Below are 15440 nucleotides of genomic sequence, written 5' to 3' on the forward strand. Positions count from 1 at the left end.
ATTATCCTTGCAGCACGCTCATCATTTTTTTAATTTCCCCGTTGAGAAAGGTCAGCGATGACTGATATTTCACATTGTTGTCGGCGAATTGCACGCGTTCACATCCATGTCTACGGTATTACCGTCGGCGCTGGGCTGATCCGGCACGCGGTATAAGAGTCTGGCATCCGGCAGCACGCTGGACTGCGCGGCAATATGTTCTTTAGCGGTGATCGCCAGCGTCAGGCTGCTGTTATTTACGCTATCCGCCTGTACGCGTGCCTTTAATTGTTGCGTAAAATCAATATCACGCGCCTGATAGCCGGGCGTATCGGCATTGGCGATATTGCCCGCCAGAATTTGCTGCCGTTGATTGAGTAAACCCAGCGCCTGCTGTTGAAAATGCAGCGCATTACTTAGCTTATCCAGCATCGCTCACCTTTCCGCCGTTAAAAATTGACGCATGCATTCTAGTGGCGCAACTAACAATTTTTATACTGCAAAGAAATCGCACAAATATCCGCAATTAGCCGGATAAATTTTTTCGCTGCGCCCGACCCGCGTGAAGCAGATAATCAACCGCAGAAGTGCGACCATATTCCGCCATTCATTAAGCGGCCGTTGCTTTATACTGACGTCCTCTTTTTTCTGGTTATTTCGCGATGAATGCGTTTCCTTCACAACCTCTGGCGCTGACGGTGGCGCTGCTGTGCTGCGCCCCGCTGGTTTCAGCGAAAAGCACGCTGGAAAACCAGCTCAGCGCCTGGGTGCAGCAGCATCAGCCGATCGCCGCAGACGTGGCGGTACGCCAACAGGTACGGCTGCTGTCGCGCGGCAAAGCGCTGGACACGCTGTGCGCCACGCCGCAGTTCAGCGCTGCTGGCCAGCCGGCGCGGCGGGTGGGTAACCGCACGCTGATCGCGCAGTGCGGCAGCCGGCGCTATTTTCTGCAGGTTGAGGTCAGTGCCACCGGCAGCTGGTATGTGGCGCAGCGCGCGCTGGCACCGGGAGAAACGCTCAGCGCAGACGATCTGCGCAGCGTCTCCGGCGATCTCGCCGCGCTGCCGCCCGGCGCACTGTTACAGCAGCAGGCGCTGGTCGGTCAGGTCCCGCTGCGCGCGCTGGCAGCGGGACAGATTCTGGCCCAGGGCCAGCTGCGCCGCAGCTGGCGTATTCGTCAGGGAGAAGAGGTCGACATCGTGGCGCAGGGCCAGGGCTTTCGCCTGCGCAGCAAAGGCAAGGCGCTGAATAACGCGGCGGTCGGCCAGACGCTGGCGGTGAAAACCGCCGCCGGTCAGCGCGTGCAGGGCGTGGTGAGTGCGGACGGAAAAATTTTACTCAGCCTGCCGTAATAAATTTTAGATTTTTTCGTTTGCCCCGATAGAAACAGTAAAGCCGCGAAAAAACAGGACCTATCTATGAGCATTGACAGAACGCAAACCACGTCGCCGGTGCAGAGCATCAGCACGCTGGCCGACCTGCGCACCGCACCGTCAGCGCGCGAGAATGCAGAACCCCGCAGCGTGCGCAGCAGTGACGATCACGTCAGCCAGAGCAGCTACGCCCGGCAGGCCACCGCAGACGACAGCCGCGATATCAACAGCGCCCGTCTGGACGCGCTGCGTGCCGCGCTGAATGACGGCAGTTATACCCTTTTGATACCGACCAGATCGCTGCAGCGCTGGTCGATGAAATGTTTAACGGATAAGTACGATGACGACCACCGGGGACACCCTGAGAAGCGTGCTACAGCAGATGCAGACCGCACTGGCCGAACTGGCGCGGGTATTAAAAGAGGAAGTGGCGCAGCTCAACCGCAGCCAGATCAATCCGGTCTCGCTGCAGTTGCTGACCGACAGCAAAAGTCAGCTGCTGGCGACACTACAGCACTATGACGATTGCCGCCGTGCCGGTGAACAGGCTGAGAGTATCGCGGCGCCCTACGCAACCGACAGCGCGCTGGCGGCGCAGTGGCGCAAGGTGCTTGAACAGGTGCACGCTAACAATCAGCATAACCAGCGCGTCCATCAGCTGCTGGAGATGCACCGCAGCAAAACGCAGCAGCTTAATCAGCTGGTGCAACAGGCCGGTGCCGATCAGCGTCTGTACGGTGCCGCCGGAAGCGCCCCGTCTGATGGCCGCGGCCGGGTATTCAGCTCGCGCGCCTGATCGCCCATAGCATATTTACTTCTTTCGTGGCGAAGGTACATTTTACGCCATGAAAACCTTTCTGATTATTGTCCCAGACGGCGGCATGCTGTTCGAAGCGGCGAGTATCGCCGACATCCTGATGCACGCCAACCTGCATTTACCGGTGGGCGTCGCTGGCGCACGCTATCGCATCAGCATTGCGACCACCCAGCCGCACCAGGTGATCCACGGCCAGTCCGGCCTCAATCTGCTCGCCGACCTCAAACTAGCTGAACTCGATCCGCGCGAACGCTGGGACACCATCATGATTACCGGCCGCGGTGATAATCCCGAAGAACGCAACATGGTGGTGGACTGGATTAAGCTGGCTGCCCCGCAGGCGCGCCGCGTGGTGTCAATTTGCGGTGCGGCAATGCTGCTGGCGGAGGCGGGATTACTGAATGGCCGGCGCGCCACCAGCCACTTTCGTCTGCTGGACACGCTGCAGGCCAGTTATCCGCGCGTGCAGGTTGAAGGCGGCCCGCTGTATATTCAGGACGGCCCAATCTGGACCTCTGGCGGCGTCAGTTCCGGCTTCGATCTGACGCTGGCGCTGGTAGAGGAAGATTTTGGTTTCAGCGTGGCGCGCGACATCGCGCAGGATATGGTGATGTATCTGCGTCGTCCTGGCGGCCAGATGCAGTTCAGTCGCTTTCACCTGCAGTCCGTCAGCGAGTCGGGGCCGATCGCTCAGCTGCAGAGCTGGATCACCGCACATCTGGCGGAGGACCTATCGGTGGAGAAACTGGCGGCCCAGGTGGCGATGAGCCCGCGTAACTTTACCCGCGTGTTCAGCCGGGAAACCGGCGTTTCACCGGCGCGCTATGTGGCAGAAGCGCGGCTGGCGGCGGCGCGTGAGCGGCTGGAGCAGACGCGCGAGACGCTGGAACGCATCGCCATTGCCACCGGCTTTGGCAGCAGCATTAACCTGCGGCGCAGCTTCGAGCGCCAGCTGCATCTCACGCCCAACGAATATCGCCAGCGCTTTCACAGCCGCAAAATGGCGTAAAGTGATCTTTTTTTGTCGTTTACGCCAGCGCGCCTCCGGCCTACAGTGATTGCAGTAACTTCACTAAGAAGTCAGTCATGATCAAGGTAGGCATTAACGGTTTTGGCCGTATCGGACGTAACGTATTCCGCGCCGCGCTGGGCAGCAGCGACATCGATATCGTGGCGATTAACGATCTCACCGACAGCAAAACGCTGGCGCATCTGCTGAAGCACGACTCCCTGCTGGGCCGGCAGCCGGCCGAAGTCACCGCTGGCGAGGGCGAGCTGCGCATTGATGGTAAACCTGTGCGCGTGTTCAGCGAGCGCGATCCGGCCAATATTCGCTGGCGTGAAGTGGGCGTGGATATCGTTATCGAAGCCACCGGCTTTTTTACCGAGCGTGACAAAGCCGCGGTGCATATCACTCACGGCGGCGCCAAACGCGTGATCATCTCTGCGCCGGGCAAAAATGATGATTTGACGATTGTGATGGGCGTCAACGACCAGCGCTACGATCCGCAGCAGCACTTTGTGGTGAGCAACGGCAGCTGTACCACTAACGGCCTGGCGCCCGCCGCGCAGGTGCTGCATCAGGCGTTTGGTATCGAGCACGGTCTGATGAACACCACCCATGCCTATACCAACAGCCAAGCGTTACACGACCAGCCAGAGAAAGATCTGCGCGGTGCGCGTGCGGCGGCGCTGTCGATTGTGCCTTACTCCAGCGGCGCGGCTAAAGCGCTTGGCCGGGTGATTCCGGAACTGGAAGGCCGCTTAACCGGTTACTCGCTGCGCGTGCCGGTGCCGGTGGTCTCGGTGGTGGATCTGACGGTGACGCTGAAACGCGACGTGACGGCCGAAGAGGTGAATGACGCCTTTAAAGCCGCTGCTGCCGCCGGCCCGCTGCAGGGTATCCTCGGCTACAGCGATGAGCCGCTGGTCTCCAGCGATTATCAGGGCAATGCGCGCTCATCGAGCATTGACGGCTTATCCACGCTGGTCATTGGTGGCAACCTGGTGAAGATCCTTGCCTGGTACGATAACGAATGGGGCTTCTCCAACCGTCTGGTTGACCTCGCACGCCTGATGGCACAGCGCGGTTTGTAATCTCCCCGGCGGCGTGCGTCCGACCCGCGCACGCCGCGCTAATGCGCCAGATAGAAGATCAGATGCATACCCGGTGCCTGCTCAATTTGCAGCGAGGTAAAGGTGTATGTCTGCATCCTGCCTTCGACATCAATCAGGGTTTTATTGCCCGCGCCGATTTTCCCCACATCATGGTAATTCCACAGCGTGCGAAACCCGGCGCTGCGCGCCAGCAAATCCTCGATCACCACTTCGAATTCCTGCGCCTGATTGCTGGCGGCATAACTGGCGCGAAACGCCGACAGCGTATGGCGCGCCGCCTCTTCCCAGCCATGAATGCGCTGCTGGTAGGCTTCACTGATGAACATCAGCTTGAGCGAGTTGCGATCCGCCGGCGGCAGGGCCGCCCAGTCGACAATCAGCGACTGCGCCGCCGGATTCCAGTACACAATATCCATGTTAGCGCGGCGCACAAATGCCGGATGCGGGTCCAGCACATCCACCATCGCCCTCACCTCACGCGGCAATTCATGGCTGAAGGGTTGCTAATGCGCGTTACCAAATACCAGCGCTTCAAGATACTCCTGCTCGGTGACCGAGAGCTGTAGCACTTTGCCGATGCGCTGCAGCGCGGCGGGCGAAATACTGATGTCGCGGCCCTGCTCGAGCCAGGTGTACCAGCTGACGCTGACCGCCGCCAGCTGTGCCAATTCTTCGCGCCGCAGTCCGCTGACGCGCCGGTTTTGCCGGCTGAAGCCATAGATCTGCGGATCAATACGCGCACGCTGGCGGGTAAGGAAGTTTTTGACATCTTCACCACGCGATTTAACGGTCTGGGTATGACCTGTAGTCATAGGGTAAACCACCCCATTTTTCACTGACTGATTGACATTTACTATCACCGGACAGAGTAAGGTATATCAGCGGAGTAAAGCAAAGTATGTCAGCAGATTCAGTTTCCGCCGGACGGCAAGAGGTCCGGCACACCCGAGTGAGCCTGATAATCATGCTCACCGGCATGGTGACCTTGATTGTGGTAATGGGTATCGGCCGCTTTTCGCTCACGCCGCAGATCCCACTGATGATCGCCAACGGTCACCTGACGCTCTCCAGCGCTGGCGTGCTGGCGGCGATGAATTATATCGGCTATCTGCTGGGCGCACTGCACGTGAGCCGGATGACCGCCCATCACGCGCGCTACCTGAAGGCCGGTTTGCTGGCCACCGCGCTGGTGACCCTGCTCTCCGGCTTTAGTCATGCCTAGGTGCTGCAGTGCCTGTTCCGTGTGGTGGCGGGTATCGGTGGTGCCTAGACCCTGATTATCGTCACGTCCTGGACGCAGATGGTGCTGGCACAGCAGCAGGCCCCGCGCATGTCCGCCGCAGTATTTGCGGGCCCGGGGGCAGGCATCACCCTGAGCGGCGTGCTGGCGTGGCTGATGACCCGGTTACAACTGAATGACGATCGCGCCTGGCAACTCTACGGCGTGGTAGCGCTGGCTGGCGCGCTGCTGGTGTGGCGCGCGCTGCCCGCGTCGCTCCCCGCCCGGCAGCGGGAAAGTGCGTCGGCGGCACCGGGTCGCGAGGTGAAACGGCTATGGCTGGCCTATACTCTGGCGGGTTTCGGCTACATTTTGCCCGCGACGTTTCTGTCACAAATGGCGCACAGCCTGTTTGCCCAGGGTCAGCTGGCAGCGCTTTTCTGGCCGCTGTTTGGACTTTGCGCAGTGGCTGGTGTGGTGCTGATTATGCTGTTTTCAGCGCGCCTGAATACGCGCCTCAGCCTGGCGTGGGTTATGGTCCTGCAGGGGCTGGGCGTGGCCAGCGGCGTGCTCATCCCGGGCGTGAGCGGGCTGCTGATCTCGACGGTGATCGTCGGACTGGCGTTTCTTTCGATTATGCAGCTGTCGATGCAACTGGCGCGCGCCGTCTCCAATATCAGCGTGGCAAAAACCGTGGCGATATTGACGTCAGGCTATGCCACTGGCCAGCTGATCGGGCCGCTGATCTCCGCCGCCAGCGTACTGATTTTTGCTTCACTGTACCCCGCGCTGCTGCTGGCCGCTGGCGGACTGGTGCTGGGCGGGCTGCTGGTGCTCCGCATCCGCCCGCACTGATGCGCTTACTTCAGCGCCATCGCCTGCTTCAACGTGAAGAACAGGTCGGTCTGATCGGTCAGGCCGACCACATTCGCCGCGTGCGGACCGTAGGCCGCGATGCGCAGCTGGGTGCCGGTGTGCTCCTGTGAATCCTCTTCCGAGTTACCGTAGCTGATGGTCATCACCGCGCCATCTTTGGTGTTGAGCGCCTGAGTCAGACCCGGCGCTTTAGTGCCGTTTTCGACGATCTGGCTGCTGTGCGCGTGATCGGCGGTTACCACCACCAGCGTATCGCCGTGCTCGCGCGCATACGCCAGCGCCACCTGCACCGCCTCATCTAAATCGACGGTTTCACCAATCTGACCGCACGGGTTAGCGGCGTGATCCTGCTTATCGATCGACGCGCCCTCCACCTGCAGGAAGAAGCCATTACTGTTGTGGCTGAGCAGGTCGATGGCTTTTTGCGTCATCTGTGCCAGGGTTGGCATCGATGCCGGACGATCTTTGTTGACCTCACAGGTCACCACCGGTTTATCCAGATTGCCGTGATAGCTGGCTTTTGGCCCCTGCCAGCGCACCGGCATGTTGCCATCCGAGAACAGCCCCAGCAGTGGCGTCTGTTGATTCGCCTGCTGTACCGCGTTTAGCGCGGCGAGATTATCGACCAGCTGAAATCCCCGTACTTCAGCCTGCTCGCGCAGGGTTTTGCCCTGATAGTCACCCGCTTTAGCCCGCTCAGTGAAAGATTTGGCACCGCCGCCCAGCGTGACGTCGGGACGAGTTTGCAGCATCTGCTCGCTGATCGATCCTTTGCCGCCCTGCTCCAGCGCGTTGCCCGGACACAGCTCAGTGTTTTTTTCCGGGCCGTAGCATTTGCGCGAGGTGACGTGCGCCATCAGCGCGGCCGGCGTGGCATCCTGCAGTTCTGCGGTGGAGACGTTGCCAGTGGCTTTACCTGCTGCTTTCGCCAGCTCAAGCAGCGTGACCTGATCCCTACCGTTGACATCGACGCCAATCGCGCCGTTATAGGTTTTCGTGCCGATGGCCCAAGCCGTGGCCGACACGGCAGAATCCGTTACGTAGTTTGGCTTGTGCGTTTTCTTGTCCAGCGAGTAATGGGTGTACTGGCCGGTGAGCGGCAGCGCATCAATACCGGGAAAGAAGCCGCCGGCCCCCATCGCCTGATTGCGCGCCGCGGTGATTTCGGAATCGCCCATGCCATCGCCAATCAGCAGGATGACATTCTTCGCCGTGCTATTGCTCAATGAGGCTTTCAGCGCTTCGGTCTGGTCGCCGCTCAGGCGACGCGCGCCGCCGTGCTGGGTAATATCGCCAATGGCGGCGCGTTGATAGCTGGCGCTCTCTGCCAGCGCGGACGTGGTGGTCAGTGAAGCCAGCAGAGAGAGCGTAAAAAGAGGTAAGCTTTTCATTTATCAGCATCCTTATCCGTAGATATAACCAAATGTTTCCGCCGACAAGTCTGCGACAGTGCGGTGACACTTTTGTGTCAGTTAAAGAATGTTTTGATGACAAAACCGGCAAAGTGGAGAGGCTTAAGGCAATCTGCGCAGAGGTTAAGCGAATAGAAAAAAAGGAGAAAATAGCCCTTGACCCTTATCGCTGAACTCCGTATAGTAACGCCCCGTTGACCCAGTGCGGTCAGCAAACAAAATGTGGTGAGGTGTCCGAGTGGCTGAAGGAGCACGCTTGGAAAGCGTGTATACGGCAACGTATCGGGGGTTCGAATCCCCCCCTCACCGCCATCATTGCTCTGATGCCTCTTTGCAAAAGTGCTTAGAGGTAAGGCTGCCGTTTTTCTCCGGCTTCCACGAAACCGATATTTCCGATCCGTCTTCACGGATTGTAGGGCTGAGCTTCTGCTAGGCTATTTCCCTCACCGATTCGGCTTCGTCTACCCAGCACAGCAGAATGCACGCTTTCGACTTGATGCTGTCGAGGTTGTGGCGCAGGCCACAGAACACGTAGTCCACACTTTTGGCGATGGTTCGAATGTACTTCTCGCCGATATCGAAATTAGCCGCCAGCCACGGAACGACACGAATTGCCTGCTTCACCTCCTCCATGCTTGACTCTTCCGGTTAGTTCATAGACTTACGCGCGCACAGAATCACCCCGCTCTCGCGATTCATCATCGCCTGACATGCTTTAATAACGGTCATCATGGCGAATGTGCGGGTCTTAGCGCTACCACGCCCATAGTGTGAGCAGCGATAACGCATATTGGGGGTGGTGAATACGGGCGCTAGCTTTGCAGAGATTGTTTCGATGCTCAGGCGGGCTTTACCTACCGCGCAGCCTCTTCTGCAATGCTGTCGGCGATATCGAACATCTCTTCGAAATTGCGTCAGTGCGTGTCTCAGTAACTTTCGCGTATTGGTCGCGAAACTCTTAATGCTGGGCAGCCAGCTAAACACTGTCGCTTTGTTTGGCATCCCCGGACGTTCACCAACTTTGCGCAGGCTTTCACCATCGGCAAGCAGTGAACAGATGTCAGCAGCCACCTCTGGTAGATAATCAGAAGGGCGGCCAGTTTTAGTTGACCACTTCACTCGCTGATTTACTGGGTGATGGCCACGGTGCTGTCGGCGCTGCAAAACCGGCTGGAAGCGCACGTCAATCATCAGGATCGGGAGGCAAGATGAGTGCAATTGAAGTCCGTCAGCTGGTGAAACAGTTTCACGGCCAGACGGTGCTGCACGGTATCGACCTCGATGTCGCGCCCGGCGAAGTGGTGGCGATCATCGGTCCGAGCGGTTCGGGCAAAACCACGCTGCTGCGCAGTATTAATCTGCTGGAAGTGCCGGAAAACGGCCAGGTCAAAGTAGGTGACATCAGCATCGACGCCAGCCTCGGCCTGCATAAGCAGAAGGATAAAGTGCGGCAGCTGCGCCAGCAGGTCGGCTTTGTGTTCCAGAACTTCAACCTGTTCCCGCACCGTTCGGTACTGGAGAACATCATTGAAGGGCCGGTTATCGTCAAAGGCGAAGCGAAAGTGGAAGCCATTGCGCGCGCACGTACGCTGCTGGAGAAGGTCGGTCTGCACGGTAAGGAAGAGAGCTTTCCGCGCCGGCTTTCCGGCGGTCAGCAGCAGCGCGTCGCGATTGCCCGGGCGCTGGCGATGCGTCCGCAGGTGATTCTGTTCGATGAGCCAACCTCGGCGCTGGATCCAGAACTGGTGGGCGAGGTGTTCAGCACCATCCGCGCGCTGGCGCAGGAGAAACGCACCATGGTGATCGTCACGCATGAGATGAGCTTCGCGCGAGACGTCGCCGATCGCGCCATCTTTATGGATCAGGGGCGCATTGTGGTGCAGGGCCCGGCTAAAGCGCTGTTCAGCAATCCGCTGCAGGCACGCACCCGGCAATTTCTCGACAAGTTTCTCAATCAATAATCTTTTCGGGCCGGTTCGCTGGCCCAAATTATTTCCTCCTTAGCAAAATATTAAATACCGCGCTTACCTTTTTGACGCATTAATAAAATTATTTCTGCGCCACAGAATTAATAGCTGGCTTTCCCGCGTGCGGAATGTTCTTAATTTCCCCGCCGCATTCACCTCATACTCTGAGGATAACAATCCGGATGAAGGCTTAAATAACAGTCGTTCACGGCTAACCCGCCAAGCGGTCAATTTATCTCTAGTACTGTAAAGTATTGTTATATCAGGACCAGTGAAAAAGTTTTAGGAGTTTCGCTAGAGTCAGCCCCTGCTGCTTGTTGAATAATCGTTGAATAACCATAAAGGCTTCACTGCCTGTTTCTTCATTCTTCTCCTTTAAGACCTACACCGCAGTAGGAGTCAAAAATATGAATAACGCCAGGAAAGAAGATATTGCATGGGTTAATACCCTGAAAGGGGGTGTGCATATTGCTGGTGGTGCTGTATCACACCGTATTACCAGGCTTTGAAGGCACGGTTAAATATCTCAGCGCCGGTTGGATCCCGGCGGAAATATGGGTGCAGTTTAATACGGTGTTATCACCGTTGCGCATGCCAGCCTTTTTCTTCGTCTCCGGCCTGCTTGCCACCAACGGAATTCTCAACCGGCCGTGGAAACAGGTGTTTACCAGCCGCATTACCAATCTGTTCTATCTCTATGTGCTGTGGGGCTTTATTCAGTGGTGGTCGATTGTCGGCATTTCGACTGAAATCACCGGCCAGCGTATCTCGCAGAACCTCAACGCGGCTTACGCCGGTTCGCTGCTGGAGTTCCTTAAGCTGACCTTCCTGGCAATGAGTACCTCGTGGTACCTGTACGGTCTGGCGATCTACTTCCTGTGCGCCAAAATCTTCCGTCAGCACAAAGTGGCGCTGCTGGTGGCGGCGGTAGTGCTGAATTATCTGGCGGTGGAGAAGATCATTCCCTACTGGGGACCGCAGAGCGTAGCGCAGTATTTCCTGTTCTTCCTGCTGGGGGCGTTCTGGAGCCCGCGAATGTTGCGCCTGAGTCAGCTGCGCCGCGAGAATCTTCTGCCGTGGGCCGCGCTGGCAGCGTTGTCCGGCCTGCACGTGATTTTTGGCCTCGATAAGAGCCTGTTCATGTGCATCATTGCCGTGCTGGTGAGCGTGGCGGCGTGCCACTGGCTTAACGCGCACTTCAGCATGCGTTACTTCAACTGGATTGGCCGCAACACGCTGCAGATCTACGTCATCCACCGCATTTTTATTGAGTTCTTCGGCATGTCGGCGATTCTGTTTGCGCAGCGCCATCATCTGTTTGCGCTGCTGTGGGCGTGCTTCTATCCGCTGGCGATTGTCGGCATCTGTTCGCTGTGTTCGGTGGCGGTGTGGTCGTTGACCAACCGCGGGCTGGGGCAGTCGCTGTTTGTGTTCCCGAAGCTGATTAGTTTAAAACGCAGTAAGTCGGTGGCGTGATATTCGTTGGTAAGTTTTAAATTCGTACAAAACGAGGGCACGTTTCGTAGCGGCGCGATTCATCGCGCAATAAATTGCGCCGCTACGGCCTTGTTGCAACTTGCGGTGTCTTTCACCGATCCACATTACGCCATCCATGGCGATCCTGCTTTACCTAACCAATGGTCATCAGGCTGGCGTTGCCGCCGGCGGCGGCGGTATTGACGCTCAGCGAGCGCTCAATCAGCAGACGTTCCAGCAGCAGATTGGTCTCGCCGCGGGCAAAGCCCTGCACTGACACAATCGCGCCTTCGCGGGCGGCAATCTGTTCGCACAGGCTGCGTAGCTGATCGGCATCGCCGTGATAGATCACCGCATCAAACTCCGCCGCCAGAACATCTTTCGCCAGCGTGATACGCGCCTGCATCGGGGCCGGCAGCGACTGGCGCAGCGTCCGGTGCAGCTCGTCATCCTGCCACAGTGCCTGGCTACCGACACTGGTGACCGCCGCCAGCTGAATCAGCGCATCCTGCTGGTTATCCGCGATACACAGCACCCGATCGCGCGGCAGCAGCGTGAAGGTGTTGCGCTCACCGGTCGGGCCTGGCAGCAGTCGCACGGTCCCGGCCTGGGTCAGCGCATCGTAACGCTGACACAGCGCCAGCAGCTCCGGCTTATCCTGTGCCCAGCTCTGCAATGCCTGATGCGCGCTCAGCAGTGTGGTGCGCACGCTGCTGTCCACCGGACGTTCGGCATCCTGACGATTAAAGGTGATGCGCAGTGCACCGTCCGGACGATGGGCCAGCAGGCGGTAAAGATAGAGCGGACCGCCGGCTTTCGGACCGGTGCCCGACAGGCCTTCGCCGCCAAACGGCTGCACGCCGACCACCGCGCCGACCATGTTACGGTTAACGTACAGGTTGCCGACTTTCGCCCCGGCTGTTACCTGCGCAATGGTTTCGTCGATACGGGTATGCACGCCGAGCGTCAGGCCATAGCCCGAGGAGTTGATCTGCTCAATCAGCTGCGGCAGGTTGTTGCGCGCAAAGCGCACCACGTGCAGCACCGGACCGAACACCTCTTTATCCAGATCGCTGACCTGATCGAGCTCAATCAGCGTCGGTTTGATAAAGGTGCCGCTGTGCCACTCTTTGCTGTCCTGCGGATGCTCCTGCACCGCCTGATACACCGTAAAGCCTTTATTGCGCATAGCCTGAATATGGCGCTCGATGTTGGCTTTGGCTTCAGCGTCGATCACCGGACCGACGTCGGTCGACAGACGCTCCGGATTGCCCATGCGGCATTCGGCCATGGCACCACGCAGCATCTTTAGCGTGTGCTCAGCCACATCGTCTTGGATGCACAGCAGACGCAGCGCCGAGCAGCGCTGGCCGGCGCTGTCAAACGCGGACGTCACGATATCCACCACCACCTGTTCGGTGAGCGCTGAAGAGTCAACGATCATGGCGTTCATGCCGCCGGTTTCGGCGATCAGTGGCGTCGGGCGACCCTGCGGATCGAGGCGGCCAGCCAGGTTGCGCTGCAGCAGGGTTGCGACCGCCGTTGAGCCGGTGAATATCACGCCGCGCACCCGCTCGTCGCCGGTCAGCTGCGCACCCACCGTTTCGCCCTGGCCGGGCAGCAGTTGCAGCACGCCGGCCGGTACGCCGGCATCCAGCATGATCTGCACCGCCTGCGCGGCAATCAGCGGCGTCTGCTCGGCGGGTTTCGCCAGCACGCTGTTGCCGGCCGCCAAGGCGGCGGCAATCTGGCCGGTAAAGATCGCCAGCGGGAAGTTCCACGGACTGATGCACACTACCGGACCGAGCGGGCGATGGGTTTCGTTATCGAAATCGTCACGCACCATGCCGGCGTAGTAGTAGAGGAAGTCCACCGCTTCGCGCACTTCGGCAATGGCGTTGTTGTAGGTTTTGCCCGCCTCACGCACCAGCAAACCAATCAGCTGCTGCATCTGGTCTTCCATCGTCTGTGCGGCACGTTCGAGGATCGCGGCGCGCTCCTGCGGCGATGTGGCGAACCAGATCGGTCCGGCATTCACCGCGGCATCCAGCGCACAGGAGACCTCTTCAGTGGTGGCTTCCCGCACGCTGCCGACGATATCGGCCGGCGTGGCCGGGTTGATCACCGCGCGGCTGCTGCCGGTACCCAGCTCGCCATCAATGATCGGCTGAGCCTGCCACGGCTGGCTGGCGCTGGAGAGCAGGGCGCTGGAGAGCGACGCTAGGCGGTGTTCGTTGGCCAGATCCAGACCGGCAGAGTTAACACGCTTGTCGCCATACAGATCGCGCGGCAGCGGAATCTTCGGATGCGGCAGGCCAATTGCGCCTTCTGCGACACCCATTTTCTCCACCGCAGCCACCGGGTCGGCCACCAGCTCGTCAATCGGCAGCGTGTTGTCAGCGATGCGGTTAACAAACGAGGTATTGGCGCCGTTTTCCAGCAGGCGACGCACCAGATAGGCCAGCAGCGTTTCGTGGGTACCGACCGGCGCATAAATCCGGCACGGCCGGTTCAGCTTGCCGTCGGCCACTTTGCCCACCACCTGCTCGTACAGCGGTTCGCCCATGCCGTGCAGGCACTGGAATTCGTACTGGCCAGGATAGTAGTTGTTGCCCGCCAGCTGGTAGATCGCCGCCAGCGTGTGGGCGTTGTGGGTGGCAAACTGCGGATAAATCAGGTTAGGCACCGCCAGCAGTTTACGCGCACAGGCGAGGTAGGAGATGTCGGTGTATACCTTGCGGGTGTAAACCGGATAGCCTTCGAGGCCTTCCATCTGCGCGCGCTTGATTTCGCTATCCCAGTAAGCGCCTTTCACCAGACGGATCATCAGACGACGGCGGCTGCGCTGGGCCAGATCCACCAGCGCGTCAATCACAAACGGGCAGCGCTTCTGATAGGCCTGAATCACGAAACCGATGCCGTTCCAGCCTTCCAGCTCCGGCTCAAAACAGAGTTTTTCCAGCAGATCGAGCGACAGTTCCAAGCGATCGGCTTCTTCGGCATCGATGTTGATGCCGATGTCATACGAGCGCGCCAGTAGCGTCAGCGATTTCAGGATCGGATAAAGCTCTTCCATCACCCGCTCATACTGCGCGCGGCTGTAGCGCGGATGCAGCGCCGACAGCTTGATGGAAATGCCCGGACCTTCATAAATGCCGCGCCCGTTGGAGGCTTTACCAATGGCGTGAATCGCCTGCTGATAGGAGATCAGATAGGCTTTGGCATCGCTGGCGGTGAGTGCCGCTTCGCCCAGCATGTCATACGAGTAGCGGAAGCCTTTCTCTTCCAGCTTGCGCGCGTTAGCCAGCGCCTCGGCGATGGTTTCACCGGTGACGAACTGTTCGCCCATCAGGCGCATCGCCATATCCACGCCTTTGCGGATCAGCGGTTCGCCGCTCTTGCCGATGATGCGGTTCAGCGATTTAGACAGGTTGGCTTCATTGTGCGTGGAGACCAGACGACCGGTAAACAGCAGGCCCCAGGTGGCGGCGTTGACGAACATCGATGGGCTGCGGCCCAGATGAGACTGCCAGTTACCGTTGCTGATTTTATCGCGGATCAGCGCATCGCGGGTGGGCTTGTCAGGAATACGCAGCAGCGCTTCCGCCAGACACATCAGCGCCACGCCTTCCTGAGACGAAAGCGAGAACTCCTGCACCAGGCTTTGCACCATGCCGGCGCGTCCGGTTGCCCCTTTTTGGTGCCGCAGCTTGTCCGCCAAGCTGTAAGCCAGCTGGTGGGTTTTCTCCGCCAGCGGGGCAGGGAGACGCGCCTGCTCCAGCAGCATCGGCACCGCATCGGTTTCCAGACGACGCCACGCGGCGGTGATGGCCGAGCAGCTGACCGACTGCGGCAAAATGTGTTCGGCGAAGTCGAGGAAAGGCTGGAAACTCTCTTCCGGCGCGCGCTCATCGTCCACGGAATCATTCAGCTGCAGTGGGATCTCCGCCAGCGTTTCTCCCGCTTCCAGCTGGCCGAGATAGTTAAAAATTGCCTGCTTGATCAGCCAGTGCGGCGTGCGGTCAATCTTTTGCGCCGCCAGTTTAATGCGATCGCGGGTGGCTTCATCCAGCTTAACCCCCATGGTGGTGGTTCCCATGATTTTCTCGTCCTCAAATATGTGGATCAACTTCAGCGTGGGCTGCACTATCACTCATGTTGCAACTTTGTGCAACCGTGTTAAATGTGACCTGAGTTGCACGT

The 15440-nt window shown here is 59.0% G+C and carries 9 protein-coding genes, 1 tRNA gene and 5 pseudogenes; 9 read left to right on the forward strand and 6 right to left on the reverse strand.

Annotation, left to right across the window (positions count from 1 at the left end; genetic code table 11):
* Nucleotide 1: 1 nt before the first annotated feature.
* Nucleotides 2-411 (reverse strand): annotated as a pseudogene (flgB, locus tag AC6I8M_RS18215) (flagellar basal body rod protein FlgB).
* A 230-nt stretch (nt 412-641) separates the two neighbouring features.
* On the opposite strand from flgB, the gene flgA reads away from it, so the two are divergent.
* The 4 genes from flgA (at nt 642) to gap (ending at nt 4266) form a co-directional block, all read left to right on the forward strand.
* A complete protein-coding gene (gene flgA / locus AC6I8M_RS18220; protein WP_498013554.1) occupies nt 642-1331 on the forward strand; it encodes a flagellar basal body P-ring formation chaperone FlgA in 690 nt (229 codons plus the stop codon).
* Between the two features lie 361 nt (nt 1332-1692).
* The gene (locus AC6I8M_RS18225; RefSeq protein WP_010616277.1) at nt 1693-2148 is read left to right on the forward strand and encodes a flagella synthesis protein FlgN; all 456 of its coding nucleotides are present in this window, start codon (nt 1693-1695) and stop codon (nt 2146-2148) included.
* A gap of 49 nt (nt 2149-2197) precedes the next feature.
* The gene (locus tag AC6I8M_RS18230) at nt 2198-3178 is read left to right on the forward strand and encodes a GlxA family transcriptional regulator (RefSeq protein ID WP_010616276.1); all 981 of its coding nucleotides are present in this window, start codon (nt 2198-2200) and stop codon (nt 3176-3178) included.
* Between the two features lie 77 nt (nt 3179-3255).
* Nucleotides 3256-4266, forward strand: coding sequence for a type I glyceraldehyde-3-phosphate dehydrogenase (gene gap, locus AC6I8M_RS18235; protein ID WP_010616275.1), 1011 nt, complete (start codon nt 3256-3258; stop codon nt 4264-4266).
* A gap of 38 nt (nt 4267-4304) precedes the next feature.
* Here the strand turns inward: gap and AC6I8M_RS18240 are convergent, their stop codons facing one another.
* Together AC6I8M_RS18240 and AC6I8M_RS18245 are read right to left on the reverse strand one after the other, a co-directional pair.
* Nucleotides 4305-4760, reverse strand: coding sequence for an MmyB family transcriptional regulator (locus AC6I8M_RS18240; RefSeq protein WP_318285215.1), 456 nt, complete (start codon nt 4758-4760; stop codon nt 4305-4307).
* Nucleotides 4761-4790: 30 nt separating this feature from the next.
* Complete coding sequence (locus AC6I8M_RS18245; RefSeq protein ID WP_010616273.1) at nt 4791-5099, reverse strand: helix-turn-helix domain-containing protein; 309 nt, start codon at nt 5097-5099, stop codon at nt 4791-4793.
* A gap of 185 nt (nt 5100-5284) precedes the next feature.
* Here AC6I8M_RS18245 and AC6I8M_RS18250 point away from each other — a divergent pair.
* A pseudogene (locus AC6I8M_RS18250) lies at nt 5285-6361 on the forward strand (YbfB/YjiJ family MFS transporter).
* A gap of 5 nt (nt 6362-6366) precedes the next feature.
* Here AC6I8M_RS18250 and phoA read toward each other — a convergent pair.
* Complete coding sequence (gene phoA, locus AC6I8M_RS18255) at nt 6367-7773, reverse strand: alkaline phosphatase (protein WP_010616270.1); 1407 nt, start codon at nt 7771-7773, stop codon at nt 6367-6369.
* A gap of 245 nt (nt 7774-8018) precedes the next feature.
* Here phoA and AC6I8M_RS18260 point away from each other — a divergent pair.
* Nucleotides 8019-8106: transfer RNA gene (locus AC6I8M_RS18260), tRNA-Ser, on the forward strand.
* 6 nt (nt 8107-8112) lie between these two features.
* Here AC6I8M_RS18260 and AC6I8M_RS18265 read toward each other — a convergent pair.
* Nucleotides 8113-8913, reverse strand: a pseudogene (locus AC6I8M_RS18265) (phage terminase large subunit); the annotation flags it as partial.
* On the opposite strand from AC6I8M_RS18265, the pseudogene AC6I8M_RS18270 reads away from it, so the two are divergent.
* From AC6I8M_RS18270 to AC6I8M_RS18280, 3 genes and pseudogenes are all read left to right on the forward strand, one after another.
* A pseudogene (locus AC6I8M_RS18270) lies at nt 8914-9006 on the forward strand (amino acid ABC transporter permease); the annotation flags it as partial. It lies immediately after the preceding pseudogene.
* Nucleotides 9003-9755: an L-cystine ABC transporter ATP-binding protein TcyN gene (tcyN, locus tag AC6I8M_RS18275; RefSeq protein ID WP_010616268.1), complete on the forward strand. Its 753-nt coding sequence runs from the start codon at nt 9003-9005 to the stop codon at nt 9753-9755. The pseudogene AC6I8M_RS18270 and the gene tcyN, both read left to right, overlap by 4 nt.
* 413 nt (nt 9756-10168) lie before the next feature.
* Nucleotides 10169-11237, forward strand: a pseudogene (locus tag AC6I8M_RS18280) (acyltransferase family protein).
* A gap of 154 nt (nt 11238-11391) precedes the next feature.
* On the opposite strand, the gene putA reads toward AC6I8M_RS18280, so the two are convergent.
* Nucleotides 11392-15336, reverse strand: coding sequence for a trifunctional transcriptional regulator/proline dehydrogenase/L-glutamate gamma-semialdehyde dehydrogenase (putA, locus tag AC6I8M_RS18285; RefSeq protein ID WP_010616266.1), 3945 nt, complete (start codon nt 15334-15336; stop codon nt 11392-11394).
* Nucleotides 15337-15440 lie beyond the last annotated feature (104 nt).

The organism is Type-A symbiont of Plautia stali (assembly GCF_059731155.1).

Excerpts from the sequence above, each read along its gene's own strand:
- phoA (WP_010616270.1), bottom strand. The coding sequence starts at position 7,773 with ATGAAAAGCTTACCTCTTTTTACGCTCTCTCTGCTGGCTTCACTGACC.
- gap (WP_010616275.1), top strand. The coding sequence starts at position 3,256 with ATGATCAAGGTAGGCATTAACGGTTTTGGCCGTATCGGACGTAACGTA.
- putA (WP_010616266.1), bottom strand. The coding sequence starts at position 15,336 with ATGGGAACCACCACCATGGGGGTTAAGCTGGATGAAGCCACCCGCGAT.
- flgA (WP_498013554.1), top strand. The coding sequence starts at position 642 with ATGAATGCGTTTCCTTCACAACCTCTGGCGCTGACGGTGGCGCTGCTG.
- AC6I8M_RS18230 (WP_010616276.1), top strand. The coding sequence starts at position 2,198 with ATGAAAACCTTTCTGATTATTGTCCCAGACGGCGGCATGCTGTTCGAA.
- AC6I8M_RS18245 (WP_010616273.1), bottom strand. The coding sequence starts at position 5,099 with ATGACTACAGGTCATACCCAGACCGTTAAATCGCGTGGTGAAGATGTC.
- AC6I8M_RS18225 (WP_010616277.1), top strand. The coding sequence starts at position 1,693 with ATGACGACCACCGGGGACACCCTGAGAAGCGTGCTACAGCAGATGCAG.
- tcyN (WP_010616268.1), top strand. The coding sequence starts at position 9,003 with ATGAGTGCAATTGAAGTCCGTCAGCTGGTGAAACAGTTTCACGGCCAG.